The organism is Psychrobacter aquimaris (genome assembly GCF_016107525.1).
Taxonomy (GTDB): domain Bacteria; phylum Pseudomonadota; class Gammaproteobacteria; order Pseudomonadales; family Moraxellaceae; genus Psychrobacter; species Psychrobacter aquimaris.
The window spans coordinates 49,752-67,251 of record NZ_JABASR010000007.1; the positions used below are offsets into that span (position 1 = coordinate 49,752).

Consider the following 17,500-nt stretch of genomic DNA (forward strand, 5'->3'; position numbering starts at 1 on the left):
TTAATAAAGCGTAGAATATTTTAGGGAATTTTGAGTATTTGGTCATAGCACTGGCAGAGGCTCTTTTTGGCTTCGTTTGCAAGACAGCTTTGATAAATTAATATTGATTAGCAGTACTTATCTGTGAATGTTCAACATGTTCTAGTCGTCATTGATTCATGAAAAACTGAGTCATAAAAATAAATATTTAAATGGCTTTACTCAAGGAAGATCACACAATCAAAAGGATGTAATTTTGAATCAAACAATATATGGGCTGTTGGCATTACTGCCAATCGTTCTCTGTGGTATTTTTCTTATAGGCTTGCAATGGTCGGCCAAAAAAACAATGCCAATCATTTTAGCTGTTACCGCTGCGCTTGCGATTTTTATATGGGATATGACGCTTAACCGAGTGTCATCATCTATTATTCAGGGTTTGGTGATAACTGTCTCGGTGTTGTGGATTGTCTTTGGTGCTATTTTTTTGCTGAATACATTGAAAAATACTGGTGCAATCGCCGTTATCCGTGCTGGGTTTACCAATGTATCGCCAGATAGGCGTGTGCAAGCCATTATTATTGCATGGTGCTTTGGCTGCTTTCTTGAGGGTGCCTCTGGTTTTGGTACAGCTGCTGCTATTGCCGCGCCTTTGCTGGTGGCGATAGGATTTCCAGCGCTGGGTGCGGTGTTGATGGGAATGATGATACAAAGTACGCCTGTATCATTTGGTGCGGTCGGTACGCCTATCGTTATTGGGGTAAATAATGGGTTAGATAAAGCGGCCATTAGCGCTCAACTGGCACAAGAAGGACTACAGTGGGGCGACTTTTTACAACTGATTACCAGTCAAGTGGCTATCATGCATGGTGTCATTGGTACGTTTATGCCGCTTTTTATGGTGATGATGCTCACTCGCTTTTTTGGTAAAAACAAAAGCTGGAGAGAAGGCTTCGCTATTTGGCCATTTGCTATTTTTGCAGGCTTGGCATTCACGATTCCTTATACATTGACGGGTGTTTTTTTAGGACCGGAGTTTCCGTCACTGGTCGGTGGTTTGGTCAGTATTACTATCGTTGTTAATGCTGCTAAAAGAGGGTTTTTAGTACCAAAAACCACATGGGATTTTGAACCGCAAAAAAGCTGGCCAAGTGAATGGCTTGGTAAGTTAGTGGTCAGTAAAGAAGATATTACGCCAACCTTGAGTGATAAGGAGATGTCCACCGTTATGGCGTGGTTCCCTTATTTACTGGTTGCCCTCTTACTGGTGTTTTCAAGAGTATTTACAGGCTTTCAGTCTTTGCTTAACAGTGCGACAGTAGACCTAAACTCGATTTTAGGTGAGGCAGATATCAGTGCCAGCTTTAGTCCTTTATATTTACCAGGCGGCTTGTTACTAATCAGTGCTTTGGTTGCTGCCGCTCTTCAAACTAGAAAACCCGTCAGCGCACTAAACAATGCCTTTAAAGAATCAGGTAAAACCGTGTTAGGGGCAGGTTTTGTACTTATCTTTACAATTCCAATGGTGAGGATTTTTATTAATTCAGGCGTAAACTTATCAGATGTGGCGAGTATGCCAGTCGCAAGTGCAGAGTTATTTGCGGGTACTTTTGGCAATGTTTTCCCCTTGATTAGTGCTACCATTGGTGCGTTAGGTGCCTTTATCGCGGGCTCTAATACCGTATCTAATATGATGTTCAGTCAATTCCAGTATGAAGCCGCCATGAGCTTACATGTTTCACCTTCTCTGATCATTGCGGCTCAAGCCGTTGGTGCAGCAGCCGGTAATATGATTGCCATACATAACGTCGTGGCTGCATCAGCCACAGTGGGTCTACTTGGTATGGAGGGCGCCACACTTAGGCGTACTATTTTACCCACCATATACTATGTGTTGTTCTGTGGCATCATCGTCATGGCTGCAATTTACATTTTTGGTTTTCAAGGGCCCTTGGCATCATGAGTGACACACCATTACAAGATAAGGAGCGTCATATCTCTTCGTCAAATCGAGCTTCTCAAGGCATGCTGAGTCCTGATCACGTGTTAGATAAACTAACCAACTTATTAGGAGCCAGTAATGTACAGGCTGATCCAGAGAAAAATGAGCACTATAGAATGGGGTGGCGCTCTGGTGGCGGCAATGCCTTAGCCGTTTTATTTCCGCAAACATTGCTTGAGATTTGGCGTAGCCTAGAAGTGTGTGTAGAAGGCGACTGCATCATCATCATGCAAGCGGCAAAAACAGGACTGACTGAAGGCTCAACGCCAAGCGGTAATGACTACGATAGACCCGTGGTTGTTATCAATACCCTTGCCATAAATCAGTTGTATTTGGTGAACGACAACGAGCAAGTGATTAGCTTGCCTGGGGCTACATTACACCAGTTGCAAAGCCAACTTAATGCCGTAGATAGAGCGCCGCATTCAGTCATAGGATCATCAACTTTAGGTGCATCTATTATTGGTGGGGTTTCTAATAACTCAGGTGGGGCTCTTGTGAAAAGGGGTCCTGCTTACACCGAGCTTGCGTTGTTTGCACAAATAAACAAACACGGTCAGCTGGTGTTGGTTAATCACCTAGATGTAGAGTTAGGAAATACCCCTGAAGAAATACTCACTAACTTACAAACAGGTAATTTTGATAAAAGAAAGCTACCTGACACTGGCAAGTTGGCATCTGATAAAGAGTACATCACTAGAGTAAAAGATGTTAATGCAAGCACACCAAGTCGTTTTAATGCTGACAAGCGGAGACTGTATGAAGCAAGTGGGTGTGCTGGCAAGCTTGCTGTATTTGCCGTACGCCTTGACACTTATCCAACCGCTGCAAGAGAGAAGACCTTTTATATAGGCAGTAACAGTGTGAGTGAGCTTGCACAGTTGCGACGGCAGATATTATCGAGCTTTGAAAATATTCCTGAAGTTGGTGAATATATGCATCGCGATATATTTGATGTATCCGCTAAATACGGTAAAGACACGTTCCTGAGTATTAAGCACCTTGGTACAAATGCTTTACCTAGACTGTTTTCTATCAAAGGCGCTATGGACGCAAAGTTCCATAAGTGGTCGTGGATGCCAAAGCATTTCACAGATAAAGTCATGCAGTTCATCGCCAATATATTTCCAAAGCATTTACCGAAGCGAATGCTGGAGTACCGCGACCAATATGAGCATCACCTAATATTAAAAATGAGTGATGAGGGCATAGAGGAAGCACAAGATTTCTTGAAGACTTTTTTTGCGTCATCAAAAACCGGTAGCTATTTTGAATGTAGTGAGGAAGAGTCAGAAAGCGCCTTTTTAAATCGTTTTGCAGCAGCAGGTGCCGCATTGAGGTATGAAGTCATACATGAAAAAGAGGTAGGGGAGATATTAGCGCTTGATATTGCCATACCACGTAATGAGTTAGACTGGCTTGAAACGCTACCTGAAGAAATAGCTCAACATTTAGAAAAGAAGCTCTATTACGGTCACTTTTTTTGTTATGTGTTTCACCAAGACTATATATTGAAAAAGGGCAGTGATGCTAAGCATGTCAAAAAGATGATGCTAGCATTATTGAATGAGCGAGGGGCAAAGTATCCTGCTGAGCATAATGTCGGGCACTTATACGAAGCGGAACCTGATTTACAGAACTTTTATAAAAGCCTAGACCCAACGAATACGTTTAATCCGGGTATTGGTAAAATGTCGAAAACTAAACGTAATTGCTCGTGCTGTGTGTAATAGCAAGTGTGGGCTAAACTTGCTGCTTCAAAAATAAGTCAATTGTATCCATCGTTTAGTACTGAGCTATGCACAATTAGACATTTAGAAAAATCACATAGATATCTAACAGAATAAAAAGGGTAACCGTATGATTATTTCATCTCCAAACGACTACAGAGCCGCTGCCGAGCGCCGACTGCCACCATTTTTATTTCATTATATAGATGGCGGCGCCTATGCTGAACATACCTTAAAACGAAATATCGAAGATCTATCACAAATTTCCCTGAGGCAGCGTGTATTGAATGATATGTCACAGCTAAGCCTTGAAACGCAGCTGTTTAATGAAACGTTGTCTATGCCCGTAGCTTTGTCACCAGTAGGTTTGACAGGTATGTATGCACGTCGCGGGGAAGTACAGGCAGCTATGGCAGCGGATAAAAAAGGCATTCCGTTTACCATGTCGACGGTTTCAGTTTGTCCGATTGAGGAAGTGGCCCCTAAAATCAACCGTCCTATGTGGTTTCAGCTTTATGTATTAAAGGACCGAGGCTTTATGAAAAATGCCTTGGAGCGTGCCAAAGCCGCAGGGTGTTCGACACTGGTCTTTACGGTGGATATGCCAGTACCAGGCGCACGCTACCGCGATGCACATTCTGGTATGAGTGGTAAGAATGCAGCTATGCGCCGTTATTTACAGTCTGTGATGCATCCGCAATGGGCGTGGGATGTAGGAATACACGGCCGTCCGCACGATCTTGGTAATATCTCTACTTATTTAGGCAAGCCAACAGGATTGGAAGATTATATAGGCTGGTTGGGCAATAATTTTGATCCTTCTATTTCTTGGAGAGATTTAGATTGGATTCGTGAATACTGGGATGGACCTATGGTTATCAAAGGTATTTTAGACACAGAAGACGCCAAAGATGCGGTGCGTTTTGGGGCAGATGGCATAGTCGTGTCTAATCATGGTGGACGACAGCTGGACGGGGTTTTATCAAGTGCGCGTGCTCTGCCTCCTATTGCCGATGCTGTTAAAGGACAAATTAAAATTCTAGCAGACTCTGGCATACGCAATGGATTGGATATTGTGCGCATGCTGGCTTTAGGTGCAGATGTTTGCATGATAGGGCGAGTATTTATATATGCCTTAGCAGCGGCTGGTGGTGCAGGGGTAACCAATTTGCTTGAACTGCTGGATAAAGAAATACGCGTAGCGATGACGCTAACTGGCGCACAATCCATTGCTGATATTAATTCAGATTGTTTGGTGAAATTAAATAACTAAATCGAGCTTGTTGAGATTAATATTTTATTAATCTCAATTCTTCGCATATTTTTATCTAGGTAAGAGGTTTAATATTGGGGTTTGCCCAAATCCGCTCTTACTCTATGTTCAACATCGATTTCGCCACAGCTTCGGCTACTTTAATGCCATCAATCCCTGCTGATAATATGCCACCTGCGTAGCCAGCGCCTTCGCCTGCAGGGAATAAGCCTTTGGTGTTAATGCTTTGGAATTCTTTATTGCGTTTAATACTTATTGGTGACGATGTTCTGGTTTCTACGCCAGTTAGTAAACCGTCGTCAGATGAGAATCCTTGGATTTTTTTATTAAATGCTGGAATGGCTTCACGTATGGCATCCACGGCAAAATCGGGTAGTGCTTTACTTAAGTCGGTTAAGGTAATGCCCGGTGTGTAAGACGGGTTAACATCACCTAATTCTGAATTTGGTTTACCTTTTAAGAAATCGCCAATGGTTTGCGCTGGTGCACTGTAGTCTTTGCCGCCTAATTCAAACGCTAAGGTTTCTAGTTGTCTTTGTAAGTCGATACCAGCAAGAGGGTGATTTGGGTAATCTCGCTCTGGATCGATGCCTACAACAATAGCACTGTTAGCGTTACGCTCGTTTCTTGAATATTGGCTCATGCCGTTAGTGACAACACGGCCTTCTTCTGATGCTGCGGCAACCACGGTCCCGCCTGGACACATACAAAAGCTATAGACGGAACGACCATTTTTACAATGATGCACCAGTTTGTAATCCGCAGCGCCAAGTATCTCATTTCCAGCATTGTCACCAAAGCGTGCTTGGTCTATGGTTGACTGTTTATGTTCAATCCTAAAGCCAATTGAGAAAGGCTTTGCTTCAACATACACACCTTTATCATGGATCATTTGGAAGGTGTCACGGGCGCTATGACCAACAGCAAGAACAACATGGCTAGTTTTTAAGGTTTCACCACTATTAAGTGTCACGCCAGTTACTTTTGAGTCAGTGATATGCAAGTCATCTACGCGAGTAGCAAAACGGACTTCCCCACCAAGCGCTATGATCTCGGCACGCATTTTTTCTACCATGGTGACTAACTTATAAGTACCTATGTGCGGTTTACTAACAAATAAAATCTCATCTGGTGCGCCAGCTTTTACAAACTCTGTCATTACTTTACGGCCGTAATGATTGGGATCTTTCACTTGGCTATATAATTTGCCGTCGGAAAAAGTACCCGCTCCGCCTTCACCGAATTGTACGTTTGATTCTGTGTTTAATTTACGCTGACGCCAAAAGCCAAAGGTATCTTTGGTGCGTTGTCTGACTTCATTACCGCGTTCAATGATAATAGGTTTAAAACCCATTTGAGCCAGCGTAAGTGCTGCTAATAAACCACAAGGTCCAAAACCAATAACAACAGGACGCTCAGTTAAATCCTCTGGCGCTTGGCCAATATATTTGTAGCTGGTATCTGGTGTTGCCTTAACATGGTTGTCTGACTTAAATTGAACCAGTAAATCATTGGTTAAATCCGAGTCGGTAAGTGTGATGTCTAGCGTATAAATTAATTGGATATTTCTTTTATTACGAGCATCATAACCACGTTTAAACATCACAAATGACGCCATTTGCTCAGCAGAAATTTTAAGTTTTGTCGTTATAGCAGTCGTTAGATCTTCAGGTGCATGATTTAATGGCAATTTAATTTCAGTTAAACGTATCATTGGTTACTCATAAACTAGTATAGAAAACAGTCTCGCATTTTACTGGTACTGATACAAATAAGCGAATAAATATTTTACTTGCGAAGGGTAAATTTACGGATTTGTACTGTAGTTTGAAAATGACACTTGCCGTCAAATCCGTACAGTCAAACTTGGGAGACTTTAGTTAAGCAGCCTAATGGTAAAAGTTAGACCACACTTATCTTGGTGCCTTATAACCCAAACCTTTTTTAATTCTAGTCCCACTACGAGCATAGCTCTTGTCTTGCGGCGCTGCAAAGCAGTGCTTTGCTGATCGCTCCTCATTATAATCAAGCTCGATATGCCCAATGATATCGTTGATCGCTAAAAATCTTGTTTTATAGTATTGGTGATACACCAGATCAGAGGTCACTAATTCTCAAGCAGCAAAGCCTAAAGTAACAACAAATAATGCAGCTTCCACAGCAGAAATAGATGCTCAACGTATAGAAAATAATGTAAATTCGGATAATCCTAGTTTTGGTAGTTCAGCTATTAAGGATTTCAATGCTACTGAAGGTAATCCAGTCATACACCGTGCAGACAACATAAATGCTAGTCAGGTGATAGATCGAGGTGGTCGCTGAAGATAAAGCTTTCATAAGTAAGAGGCGCTTTGTGCAATAATGTGGGGCAGTGATTAGTTGTGCATAGTGATAGTGAAGAAGATGTGCCTGTATTATCAACCACTAGGCTAATGATATCAAGGGTTAAGCATATTTGGCGAGTCGGGTTATGCACGAATAGATTTTGAGCAGGAATGATTAATATTGATATGATTGCGGTGTTTAATTGTGCATAAGTGAGGATAGTTTGATAGGCGTTTAAACGATGTTTAAAGAATGATTAAGGGCAGCCGTGATGGTTGCCCTTTTTTGTGGGTGCTATTTGACGGTCACAGTGCTAGGTATGATTTTAGCATTGGATAAGTCGATACTAATAGGAGCATGGTGCTCACACCCGTCAGATAGGTCGCCAGTCTCTGCAAACCTTGTCAGATATGGCAGTAAGTCGCTGACTTGTTGACGTGTTAAGTGCATTCGAGTATTAAAAAGGGTGTTTTCAGGGGCGTTTAGTGGCTGCCACCCTTCATTTGCTGTCATTATTTGAGGATTTGCGTCATCTGTACCCAGCCAAACCTTATCATCCATAGCGCTACTGCTCTTTTGGAGGGAGCATTTGTAGCCTGACGAGTCTGTGAAGGTAAGTAGCTCAAATCCACGCTGCGTTATTTGTGAGTCCATATCCTGCAAGCCTTGTAGTGATTATTTTAACTCAGTATAGCACCACTAATCAGGTAGGTCATAGCTTGCGTGGATGACTTGACCGCAGACTTCGATGTCTGTGGCTTCCATATCGGCTTTGGTGATGTCTAGCGGATCATAGAACTTGTTATCACTGATGAGGCGTAGACCGCCGCCAATGAGCCACTGGATGCGCTTGACGTAATGCCTGTCCTCTATGCGAATGACGTAGACCTTGCCGTCTAAGGGTTGGGTGTGCTCGCGATTAATCACTACTACTGCGCTCTCTGGGATGGTGGGCGTCATGGAGTCGCCTTTGGTGAACAACGCCGCTAAGGATTTGGCGTTGAGACCGCGAGCCATTAACCAGTGCTTGCGAAATGCGAGATGCTTGGTGGCTGTGGCGTCACCCAGACAAACCGCGCCATTACCTGCACTGACTTCTATGTCATAGGCTGGGATGTAGGCGTATTCGTCGTCAACTGTGTCACTGGCTTGGGCTGACGGCGCTGATACGTGGCTTGTATCGCCAAATATCAGGTACTGAGGCGTAACGTTGTATAGCTTGGATAGCTTCTCAAGCGTTTCCAGTGACGCTTCTGTGCCTCCGTTCTCCCATTGCTGTAACGTCGTGCGACTAACTGCTATGTCAGGGTTGGCTGTAACGGCATCTCTTGATAAAGAAGCGTTCTCTCTAGCCTCCCTTAATCTGATTCCTATCTGTTTTCTATTCATAATAATCACCTCAACCATAAAACAGTTTAATTCGATGATCTGTTCTATAATAACTATAATTCTGTTTATAGAACAGATAGAAAAATTGTTTTAAAATACAACGGGTTACAAGATTTTAAGCAAATAGAACCATTTTTCTTTCTGTTTTACTTTATAAAACGGTTTACAGGTACAAGTAAAACGGTTAATATGTAAATTCAATAAGCAAATGAGGTGACTAAATGCACACAAACGAAGCGGTAAAAAAAGTGCCATGCGACTGGCACCAAGCCTATATAAGCGCTGCGTTAAAAGAAAAAGGTACTAATTTATCAGCATTGTCAGCAGCAAACGGTTATTCCCGTAACGGTTTACGCAATGCTTTGTATCGTCCTTATCCTAAAGCCGAAAAGATTATTGCTAAAGCTATTGGCGTTGAACCTAAGGATATTTGGCCTACTCGCTATGATGTATAAAAGCATCAATCGGAAAAACGGTTATTAATATGAAAGATTACTATACAGCACAGGAAATAGCCGATTTGAATTTGAAAAGTTTACCAAATTCTAAGTCGAATGTCATTAGATGGGCAAAAAAAGATAATTGGTCAACCCGAAAACGAGTTGGTCGTGGTGGCGGTTTGGAATATGCGTTTGAAAGTTTACCTGCTGACGCACAAGCAGAGATTAAATCGAAGGCTTACAAGGCTTTGATGCCGAAGCAGTCTACTGATGCGGCTCGTCAAGTGGCGATCATCGCTAACCGTGATATATCGAAACTGGATGATACTCAGCGTGCTACTGCTGATGCTCGTCTGCGTATGACATTGTTGGTCGGTCAATATGAAGCAGCGCTGGGCAGTCGCAATAAGGCGCTGGATGAAGTGGTCGCTCTGAGCCGTGATGAGGCGCTGCCTGTCGATGATATGACCGACTATAACGCGGTCTGCGTCACAGCGCTTGCCAAGGCTCGCGGTAAAACTGGCGTTGGTAAGCGTGCGCTGCATCAATGGTGCATCGCTGCGGATAAATGCAGTACGCCAACCGAGCGCCTTGCGGCACTTGCGCCACAAAAGCAGGGTCAGCCTGTGATTGAGCCGACCAATATTGAATGGCTGCCTGAGTTTATGAGCTTTTATTGCACCGCTAATGGTCTGTCTATGTCCGAGGCGCATTATAAGTTTAGCAAAGTGTATGCAGACAAGCATGGCGTTGACGCTGTCCCTCACTATGATGCGGTGCGCCGTGCTTTGGCTAAGCTGCCAGTGTGGGTGCGCGAGACTCATCGTTTGACTGGCTCTGCAATGCGCGGACTACGCGCTTATGTGACCCGTGATTGGAATGCTGGCTTTATACAAACCAATGATATATGGGTCGGCGATGGGCACAGTCTGAAATGCCGAATTGCACATCCGTTGAACGGCCAGGCATTTACTCCTGAGTTTACGATGATTATGGATGCGCCTAGTCGGATGATCGTGGGTTGGTCGCTGTCCTACTCTGAAAGTCAAATCGCAGTCGGTGATGCGCTGCGTCACGCTATGGAAAGTCATGGCATCCCTGCTATTTACTATAGCGATAACGGCTCTGGTCAAAAGAACCAGACGTTTGATACGGATGTAACGGGTGTGTTTGCAAGGCTCGGCGTGCATCACGCGACTGGTATACCAGGTAATGCTCAGGGTCGCGGCATTATTGAACGTCCAATGAAAGGTGTGCCAAAGCGTATCGCTCAAGCGTTTGAGACCTATTACGGCAAAGATGCGGATAAAGAAACGGTGCGCAAGCGCTTGTACTCGCTAAACACGTACAACAATGCGGTGACTGATAAAACCAGTGAGGACAAGCTCACGCCTATCCAAAAGAGAGGGCGGAAAATATTGCCATCGTGGAGTGACTTGATCGCTGAGGTTGAGTATCAGGTCGATGACTATAACCATCATCGTATTCACTCTGCCATCGGTACAACGCCCGCCAAGAAGCGCGAGCAGCTACTGGCTTTGATGGATGCTGATGCGATGGTGATGCTAAGTAGCGATGATGCGCGTGACTTGTTCCGTCCTTCGTTCAAACGTGTGGTACAGCGCGGTCAAGTGCAGTGGGAGAAATCGTTTTATGCCCATGAGCAGCTTGAGTTTCACTCTGGTAAAGACGTCATGGTCTATGTCGATCAGCACGACCCAAGCACCGTCATCGTGCGCGATATGGAAGGTCATTATATCTGTGAGGCATTGCTCGGTGGTAACGCGCAGCCTGCATTTACCAAGGACTTTATCGAACGTGCAGATGATAAACGCCGAGCGGCACAAATCAAGCGTAAAGAAAAAGACATTGCGCGTATCAAGGCTCAAACCACAACCACTTTGGATTATGAGAAGTCGGATGTACTACATGAGCTATTCAGCGGCAAGACTGTTGAGACGGTCGCCAAGCAAGAATATGCGATGTTTGAGATCGATGTCAAAACGGTTAATAAAAAATAAGTATTTGATGGTTGGTTGCTAGGGCTTTGCTTGAAGCACTGGTAGCTCAGAAGAAATGGTTTTGCATAGATGGTCTAAGGCGGTGCGTTCGTGAGTCATGCCCTCTGGTGGGCAAGGAAAGTCAGACTTTAGGGTATGTAGTATTTGATTGATGTCGCTTGGTTGGATTGTGTCGCTTTTGATTAGCGTACCGACTAAGCGCGTCAAGAAAAGTTCTTGCATATCGACCTGATGACTCAGTGTTTTAACTGCCAAATTTAGATCGTCAAAGTTATTCATCATACACCTATATAGGAAGTTCAAAAAATGAGTATATCACTATTAAAGCAACACATTGAAGCCACCACCCTTAGCCAGTCACAAGTTGCCGCGCAGTTGGGCAAATCGCCTGCAACGATTAACCAGTACCTGCAAGGCAAGTACAAAGGCGATGTCGAAAGCATCGATAAGGCTGTCGTTGAGTTGGTCGAGCGTCAAAAAAGTAAGTCAACTGACTTATCGAACGCCTTTATCGAAACGCCAATGGCACACCGCACCATGCAGAGCTGTATGTTTGCTCACGCGATGAATGATATGCAGCTCATCATCGGTGAGGCAGGTCTGGGTAAGACGATGGCGCTAAAAGAGTATGCCGCCCGCAATAGCAACGTGGTGATGCTGGAAGTTGATCCGACGTTTAGCTCTAAAGTGCTATTGGCTGAAATCTGCAATGCCCTAGGCGTAACGGCTGGACGTAATAACCACGCGATGATGACCGCTGTGATTGAGAAATTAAAAGGCTCTGACCGCTTACTTATCATCGATGAGGCTGAGCTGTTGACACTGAACTCGCTTGAGATACTGCGCCGCATCCATGACAAAGCTGGTATCGGTATCGTGCTTGCTGGTATGCCGCGCCTACGTGCCAACCTACGCGGTGCGCGTGGACAGTATAAGCAAATCTATAGCCGTATCGGCATGGTGCATGACCTGAAGATGCGTCTGCCTGTCGAAGATATTGCGATGTTCTGCGAGTCGGCACTGGGTACGGCTGAGTTTAACGAGACATTAAACAAGGTGTCACAAGGGAATGCACGACGTTTAAACAAGCTGCTGCGCGGTATCAATCGTATGGCAGTGCTGAATAAAGCGCCGGTCAATAAAGACATGATCGACCAGTTTGCCGACCGGTTGATTGACTAAAAAGGAGTTTGAGATGTCAAAGTTAAGTAAAGAACAGATTAAGGCGTTGACAGATAAGCCTACGGAGTATGTCACGATTCGCTTGATGTGTGATGGCTACAGGATATCGCTGCAAGACAGTTTGATTAAGCGAAAACTCAGAACGCAACTGTATGTGAACGGTAGCTTTAAAGGCAAGTGGTTTGTACATCCTGAAGATCACGCTGAAATTAAGTTTTATAGACAGCGGTTTATGTATGTCAAGAAAAGCCCGTACAGCAAGAAGAAGAAAGCGATTGAGATGATACGCCACGCTGACTTTGCCAGTGTCGGTCAAGCCTTGCGCCACTTAAACACCGTTTGCGATAGCGTGGAAGTGATTGAGGAGAACGATTGTGAGTAAGCAACTGCAAATCTGTGAATCGGTATGCCCTCAGTGTAAGCGCGAAATTGAGTTCGAATCGATACATCCGTTGGAAGTAGATCGCGACTGTTTTTTAGGTAGTTATATCTGCAAATGCGACAGCAGTTTGTTGATGGATTATGAAGTCGCCACCCAAACGATTATTGCTAGAACTTATGAAGAATGGCGACTGCATCATAAGAAAGAAACACCTATCACCGCCAAATTCAAAAGCATTAAGGTCGGCGCTCTTAGTAAAGAAGCGGCTATACGCACTGCAAATCGTCTCAATGAGCTGCATTTTGAAAGTCAATATGCTAACTGCCACGGTTCAGAAGTTATGGAAGGTCAATACGTCACGACGCTATTTGTTGATGACTGCAAAGAAGTTAGAGACGCTCATGTAGCAGCAGTTTGCGCATGGAAAAAGTTGCTAACAAAGCAAGAATTGGAGACACCCAATGAGCACTAAAAAAATCCTCATGGCAAAGATTCATATCGCCAAAAAAGACCTGCATTTGGACGATGACACTTACCGCGATGTGCTGTGGCGTGTGACTGGTAAGCGTAGCTGCAAAGATATGACCATCGCCCAGCTGCAAGACGTGGTGAAAGACATGGAAAAGAGCGGATTTAAGCCAAAAGCTGCGCCAAAACATGGCAAAAAGCCTTCAGTCGTCGGCAAGCGTGAGCCACTAATGGGCAAAATCCACGCCATGCTGACCGATATGGGGCTGCATTGGAACTACGCACACGGCATGGCAGACAAGATGTTCGGCATCAAGCGTCTGCAATGGCTCAATGACTCGCAACTGTACAAGCTGACGCAAGCGCTGAGCGTGCATCAGCAGCGTGAGGCTAAAAAAGCAGCAAAGAAAGCGGCCTCAAATGAACGCAAAAAAGCGGTACCAGAGCCGAAATGAACGCAAAAAATCGCAAATGAACGCAAATTGATGAACTTTTAATGTTTTTGGGGATATAGATGAACGATCAAATGATAGATGCGCTAGTCGATGAGTTAAAGCCTGAATTGCTGCCTGACATCATCGTCAATATCAGTGATTTGATTGGCTATAAAGCGACATTGAAACTGGTTGAAGCGTTTGGCGGTATCAAGTTTGCAATGCCAAGCGGTCAACGCGAAAGCAAGTACTTTGAGGCGCTTATCAATGCGGTCGGCAACGATGCTGCGCTGACGCTCACGAAAAACTATGGCGGTGAGCTGATCTATATCCCCTGCTGCCATGCTGCGTTTATCCAATTGCGTAATACAGAATTTAGACAAGCGGTGACGCTGGCGGTGGCTGGTGGCGAGGTGCAAACGGCGGTGATACATCGCTTGGCATCGCAATACGGCTTTACTGAGCGCTGGGCTTATAAGGTCTTGGCTGCTGAAGCTGCTATCTACCAGCTCGATTTATTTAACTAATTTTAACTTAATGAAATGGTGATGATGATGACTGCAATGACGAATAAAACAACGATGAAGCCTACTAGCGTAACGATACCAATGCCTTTGCCGACGCGTGATGACTACCGCCACGGCATGAATAAGCTGCGCGATCAAATCGACTGTCCTGTGCTGAGTCCTGACGACCAAGCCATGGCTGATGAGCTGCGCGACTATGACTGGTCTGCTCAGACTCGCGCTGGTACGCCTGCCATGCCCAAGCCTGAGCGCCCAACTGTCGATGACTATCTCAAAAAGCAATATCAAGCAAACATGCTCGCTCGCTATCCAGAGTTTGAGGCGACGACTGAGACTGATATCGCAACGCTCCAGCATCAGATGAGTCAGATGTATGTCTTTAATATGATTGTCGTGATGCTGCTGGGATTGCTGCTGATATTGGGTGGCTGGATGCTGCTCATGATGCTTTGAGGGAGATGTGCCATGGCTAAGAAGCTACGTGCGGCGGCGGTGCAATTGCTTGATCTGCTAAAGCAAGCACCGGCATTCCCCTCTGATGTCGCCATCGAGCTAAACACGACAGAAGCGCTTGCGATTAAGCGGCTGCGTCTACTACAGAAAAAAGGGTTGATAACCCGACGCCGCTACTATCACGACACGATCAAAGAGAAATGGCTCTATTTATTACCAGAGCATCAATTGGAAGGAAGGTAATCATGAAAACCAAAGAGTATAAAGCTAACAACGATGCTGACTGGAAAGAAATGTGTGACGGTATCCAGTACGAAATTTTGGTACGTACGGTCGTAAGACTTGCCCCTAACTTGGTAGGCGAAATTATGGAGTCAGCTCAAGAGCTTATTGATGCGCAGTCTGATGCACATCGTCAGTCAGTCATGGAGCCTGTTCGCTTTACGACTGAAAGGTTGGTCAACCAAGTTACGCGCCAAATGGTCGAAAATAAGGAAGTAGAAAATGCAAGCAAGAATTGAGGTGCTCAGCGAGGGCAGCTATGCCGATGCTTTCAAAGAAGGTATGAGCTGGCTATCAGATATCGAAGATTATAAAGAAGTAACCATCAAAGTAACGCCACGCCCTAAATCAAACCAAAAAACAGTCGCTATTATCTACGAACGTAAGGAATCTAACCATGAGTAATCAAAATCAAGCCACCACCACAGCCCCTGTTGCTAAAGGCTCTGACCGTCTAGTAGATGCAATTGCTAGCGCTACTGCTACTGCGCCTGTCGTGCCTGAAGGCTATATGCAAAACGCCAAAGGCCATCTAATCCCTGCTGACAAAGTAAAGCCAGTCGATAAGCTGCGTGACGAGGAAGTACGCGGCATGATTAAGGTCGCCAAGATGCTGCGTGAAGATATGCAGCGTGCCAAGCGCCGTATCTTTGCCAGCTTTAACGACTTTGTCGCGTTGTCTGCCCAAGAGTATGAGGTGCAACTGGGCGGCAAAAAAGGCAATACCACGCTTATCAGCTATGACGGTAAATTCAAGGTACAGCTCGCTGTCTCTGAAAACATCGTCTTTGATGAGCGTCTACAAGTCGCCAAGCAGCTCATCGATGAATGTCTGACTGACTGGACGAAAGACAGCAATGACAATATCAAAGCCATTATTAATCAAGCGTTCCAAGTCGATAAAGAAGGAAAAATCAGCACCCATCGAGTATTGAGCCTGCGTAGCTTAGATATGGATGACACGAAATGGGATCGCGCAATGGATGCCATCAGTGACGCTATCCAAGTGACTGATACCAAGGAATATATCAGATTCTATGAGCGTGATGAGCAAGGTGCTTATCATCAAATCTCACTTGATTTTAGTAACGTGTGAGGTGGGTATGGAGTATTCAGTAAATGACTGGTTAGTAGTTATAGGTTTTGTTGGTACGCTGATTAGTATTTTGTTGATTCAGTTTAGGGGCAATGATCCAGTTTGGCAAAAAGGCTTAATAGTATGTCTTGCGACGGCTTTGGTTTTGATGTTGATTGGAGGTCTTAAATGAGCATAAAAACCGTTATTTTTTCACCAAATCCCGCCGGTATCACCGCGATGGATATCGATACTGAAAAATGGGTCATCAAAAGTACCTGCGCCCATTTGACTGGCATCTATAACCGCGCCTGTCGGCTGTCTAAAGGCGGCAAGTGCTTGGAGTATCGCCAAGGCGATAAGTATCAAGAAGTGCCTGCCGACATCAAACAGATTGTGTGAGGGGATTTTAATGACACATGAAGCGCTAGACCTTGATATGTACTGGCATGAACTAAAACGGCTTGGTACGGCACACGGTGAAAGCATTTGGGGTAAAGAGTCTTGGTGTGAGCCATTTTATGAAGGCAAAACCGCTGCTGATGCTTTTTATGAAGAGTTTCCAGAGTATAAACAACCAAAATCAAAAGGATAGGATTATGAGATTTGAACTTAATGTGGATAGCTTTAAAGTGACTCCAAGAGTTTCAGATTTAAGCCTCAAGCGCGAAGATTTCGCAGTAACCTCTTTGAATTATCAGGCTGGTTACGAAGGCTCAAATGAGCATTATGTTTGTGAAAATGGACACGTTGGCGCTGAACCAGCTTTGTTAACTGAAGAGTCTGAATATTCGTTTATAGATGGTATTTTTCATACTAAAGGTATCGTGGTTTACGTATGTCCGACATGCAAACAGCCAGTTGCATTAGATGACTTTAATTGAACATGCACTGGAGAATGTAAGTAATGAAACGACAACAGCATGATCCAAACGCAGCACCACGACGCATCAAAAGATATGTCAAAGTGCTAAACAGTCGCCTCAATGAACACGGCATCATCGTCCGCTTTGAGCGTGCAACCCGTCATATCGTTATTTGTAGACCTGCTTCAAGACAAGGTGATTGTAGCGTCTATCTGAGTGAGGTCAGATACAAAAAGCTGATGCAATTAAAAAACGCAGATTTGGCGGCGTATCTTAAAGCTTGGCATCGTGAAAAAACCATCCATCAACTATCAGAAACAACAAGGAAAGTATCATGAATAAGCAACAATTAATCAAAGCTATGGCTACTAGCGCTGGTATCACGCAAGTCGCTGCGACTGCTGCTCTCAATGCGTTTCAATCAAATGTGACAGAAGCACTTGCTAGTGGTGAAATGGTAACGCTGGTCGGATTTGGCACGTTTAAAGCGCGTCCGCAGCCAGCACGTATCGCTCGCAATCCAAAAACAGGTGATGAGATTGAAGTGCCAGCCAAGCATCGTGTGAGCTTTGTGGCAGGTAAAGGCATGAAAGAAATGGTCAATACACCGTATGAATTTCGCCCTTAATGAGTCTTTAAATGGCGTTTAAATAATCCAACCCGCTATCAGCA

The 17,500-nt window shown here is 44.6% G+C and carries 24 protein-coding genes and 1 pseudogene; 20 read left to right on the forward strand and 5 right to left on the reverse strand.

Annotation, left to right across the window (positions count from 1 at the left end):
• The first annotated feature begins 235 nt into the window (after positions 1-235).
• The 3 genes from JFC10_RS07670 to lldD all read left to right on the forward strand — a co-directional run bounded on the left by JFC10_RS07670 (position 236) and on the right by lldD (position 4,984).
• Positions 236-1,942 carry an L-lactate permease gene (locus tag JFC10_RS07670; protein ID WP_193013499.1) on the forward strand — a complete coding sequence of 569 codons (1,707 nt, stop codon included), beginning with the start codon at positions 236-238 and terminating at the stop codon, positions 1,940-1,942.
• Between the two features lie 62 nt (positions 1,943-2,004).
• The gene (gene dld / locus JFC10_RS07675) at positions 2,005-3,711 is read left to right on the forward strand and encodes a D-lactate dehydrogenase (protein ID WP_198332462.1); all 1,707 of its coding nucleotides are present in this window, start codon (positions 2,005-2,007) and stop codon (positions 3,709-3,711) included.
• A 130-nt stretch (positions 3,712-3,841) separates the two neighbouring features.
• Complete coding sequence (gene lldD, locus JFC10_RS07680; protein ID WP_193013498.1) at positions 3,842-4,984, forward strand: FMN-dependent L-lactate dehydrogenase LldD; 1,143 nt, start codon at positions 3,842-3,844, stop codon at positions 4,982-4,984.
• 97 nt (positions 4,985-5,081) lie between these two features.
• Here the strand turns inward: lldD and JFC10_RS07685 are convergent, their stop codons facing one another.
• The 4 genes and pseudogenes from JFC10_RS07685 to JFC10_RS07700 form a co-directional block, all read right to left on the reverse strand.
• Positions 5,082-6,698, reverse strand: coding sequence for an NAD(P)/FAD-dependent oxidoreductase (locus JFC10_RS07685; RefSeq protein WP_198332340.1), 1,617 nt, complete (start codon positions 6,696-6,698; stop codon positions 5,082-5,084).
• Between the two features lie 199 nt (positions 6,699-6,897).
• A pseudogene (locus JFC10_RS07690) lies at positions 6,898-7,086 on the reverse strand (hypothetical protein); the annotation flags it as partial.
• A 517-nt stretch (positions 7,087-7,603) separates the two neighbouring features.
• The gene (locus JFC10_RS07695; RefSeq protein WP_198332341.1) at positions 7,604-7,963 is read right to left on the reverse strand and encodes a hypothetical protein; all 360 of its coding nucleotides are present in this window, start codon (positions 7,961-7,963) and stop codon (positions 7,604-7,606) included.
• Between the two features lie 45 nt (positions 7,964-8,008).
• Entirely contained in the window at positions 8,009-8,698 is a 690-nt protein-coding gene (locus tag JFC10_RS07700; RefSeq protein WP_198332342.1) for an XRE family transcriptional regulator, read from the reverse strand.
• A gap of 221 nt (positions 8,699-8,919) precedes the next feature.
• On the opposite strand from JFC10_RS07700, the gene JFC10_RS07705 reads away from it, so the two are divergent.
• Entirely contained in the window at positions 8,920-9,153 is a 234-nt protein-coding gene (locus tag JFC10_RS07705) for a helix-turn-helix domain-containing protein (RefSeq protein ID WP_198332343.1), read from the forward strand.
• A 29-nt stretch (positions 9,154-9,182) separates the two neighbouring features.
• A complete protein-coding gene (locus JFC10_RS07710) occupies positions 9,183-11,159 on the forward strand; it encodes a Mu transposase C-terminal domain-containing protein (protein WP_198332344.1) in 1,977 nt (658 codons plus the stop codon).
• 18 nt (positions 11,160-11,177) lie between these two features.
• Here the strand turns inward: JFC10_RS07710 and JFC10_RS07715 are convergent, their stop codons facing one another.
• Positions 11,178-11,438, reverse strand: a complete 261-nt coding sequence (locus JFC10_RS07715; protein WP_198332345.1) for a hypothetical protein — start codon at positions 11,436-11,438, stop codon at positions 11,178-11,180.
• Positions 11,439-11,465: 27 nt separating this feature from the next.
• Between JFC10_RS07715 and JFC10_RS07720 the strand changes: the two genes are divergently transcribed.
• The 15 genes from JFC10_RS07720 (at position 11,466) to JFC10_RS07790 (ending at position 17,456) form a co-directional block, all read left to right on the forward strand.
• The gene (locus tag JFC10_RS07720) at positions 11,466-12,341 is read left to right on the forward strand and encodes an AAA family ATPase (protein WP_198332346.1); all 876 of its coding nucleotides are present in this window, start codon (positions 11,466-11,468) and stop codon (positions 12,339-12,341) included.
• A 13-nt stretch (positions 12,342-12,354) separates the two neighbouring features.
• A complete protein-coding gene (locus tag JFC10_RS07725; protein ID WP_198332347.1) occupies positions 12,355-12,723 on the forward strand; it encodes a hypothetical protein in 369 nt (122 codons plus the stop codon).
• Positions 12,716-13,195, forward strand: a complete 480-nt coding sequence (locus JFC10_RS07730) for a hypothetical protein (RefSeq protein ID WP_198332348.1) — start codon at positions 12,716-12,718, stop codon at positions 13,193-13,195. The genes JFC10_RS07725 and JFC10_RS07730 overlap by 8 nt, the downstream gene beginning before the upstream one ends.
• Entirely contained in the window at positions 13,185-13,646 is a 462-nt protein-coding gene (locus tag JFC10_RS07735; protein ID WP_198332349.1) for a gp16 family protein, read from the forward strand. Before JFC10_RS07730 ends, JFC10_RS07735 begins: the two co-directional genes overlap by 11 nt.
• A 59-nt stretch (positions 13,647-13,705) precedes the next feature.
• Positions 13,706-14,152 carry a Mor transcription activator family protein gene (locus JFC10_RS07740; RefSeq protein WP_198332350.1) on the forward strand — a complete coding sequence of 149 codons (447 nt, stop codon included), beginning with the start codon at positions 13,706-13,708 and terminating at the stop codon, positions 14,150-14,152.
• 21 nt (positions 14,153-14,173) lie between these two features.
• Positions 14,174-14,605 (forward strand): hypothetical protein, encoded by a 432-nt coding sequence (locus tag JFC10_RS07745; protein WP_198332351.1) that lies wholly within the window; start codon positions 14,174-14,176, stop codon positions 14,603-14,605.
• Positions 14,606-14,617: 12 nt separating this feature from the next.
• Positions 14,618-14,848 carry a helix-turn-helix domain-containing protein gene (locus JFC10_RS07750; RefSeq protein ID WP_198332352.1) on the forward strand — a complete coding sequence of 77 codons (231 nt, stop codon included), beginning with the start codon at positions 14,618-14,620 and terminating at the stop codon, positions 14,846-14,848.
• A gap of 2 nt (positions 14,849-14,850) precedes the next feature.
• Complete coding sequence (locus tag JFC10_RS07755; protein WP_198332353.1) at positions 14,851-15,126, forward strand: hypothetical protein; 276 nt, start codon at positions 14,851-14,853, stop codon at positions 15,124-15,126.
• Positions 15,110-15,292: a hypothetical protein gene (locus tag JFC10_RS07760; protein WP_198332354.1), complete on the forward strand. Its 183-nt coding sequence runs from the start codon at positions 15,110-15,112 to the stop codon at positions 15,290-15,292. The genes JFC10_RS07755 and JFC10_RS07760 overlap by 17 nt, the downstream gene beginning before the upstream one ends.
• Positions 15,285-15,983 (forward strand): DUF3164 family protein, encoded by a 699-nt coding sequence (locus JFC10_RS07765; protein WP_198332355.1) that lies wholly within the window; start codon positions 15,285-15,287, stop codon positions 15,981-15,983. The genes JFC10_RS07760 and JFC10_RS07765 overlap by 8 nt, the downstream gene beginning before the upstream one ends.
• 168 nt (positions 15,984-16,151) lie before the next feature.
• Positions 16,152-16,364, forward strand: a complete 213-nt coding sequence (locus JFC10_RS07770; protein ID WP_198332356.1) for a hypothetical protein — start codon at positions 16,152-16,154, stop codon at positions 16,362-16,364.
• Between the two features lie 10 nt (positions 16,365-16,374).
• Complete coding sequence (locus JFC10_RS07775; RefSeq protein ID WP_198332357.1) at positions 16,375-16,557, forward strand: hypothetical protein; 183 nt, start codon at positions 16,375-16,377, stop codon at positions 16,555-16,557.
• Between the two features lie 4 nt (positions 16,558-16,561).
• Positions 16,562-16,846 carry a hypothetical protein gene (locus JFC10_RS07780; RefSeq protein WP_198332358.1) on the forward strand — a complete coding sequence of 95 codons (285 nt, stop codon included), beginning with the start codon at positions 16,562-16,564 and terminating at the stop codon, positions 16,844-16,846.
• Positions 16,847-16,869: 23 nt separating this feature from the next.
• Positions 16,870-17,166, forward strand: a complete 297-nt coding sequence (locus JFC10_RS07785) for a hypothetical protein (protein ID WP_198332359.1) — start codon at positions 16,870-16,872, stop codon at positions 17,164-17,166.
• Positions 17,163-17,456: an HU family DNA-binding protein gene (locus JFC10_RS07790; protein WP_198332360.1), complete on the forward strand. Its 294-nt coding sequence runs from the start codon at positions 17,163-17,165 to the stop codon at positions 17,454-17,456. The genes JFC10_RS07785 and JFC10_RS07790 overlap by 4 nt, the downstream gene beginning before the upstream one ends.
• Positions 17,457-17,500: the final 44 nt, after the last annotated feature.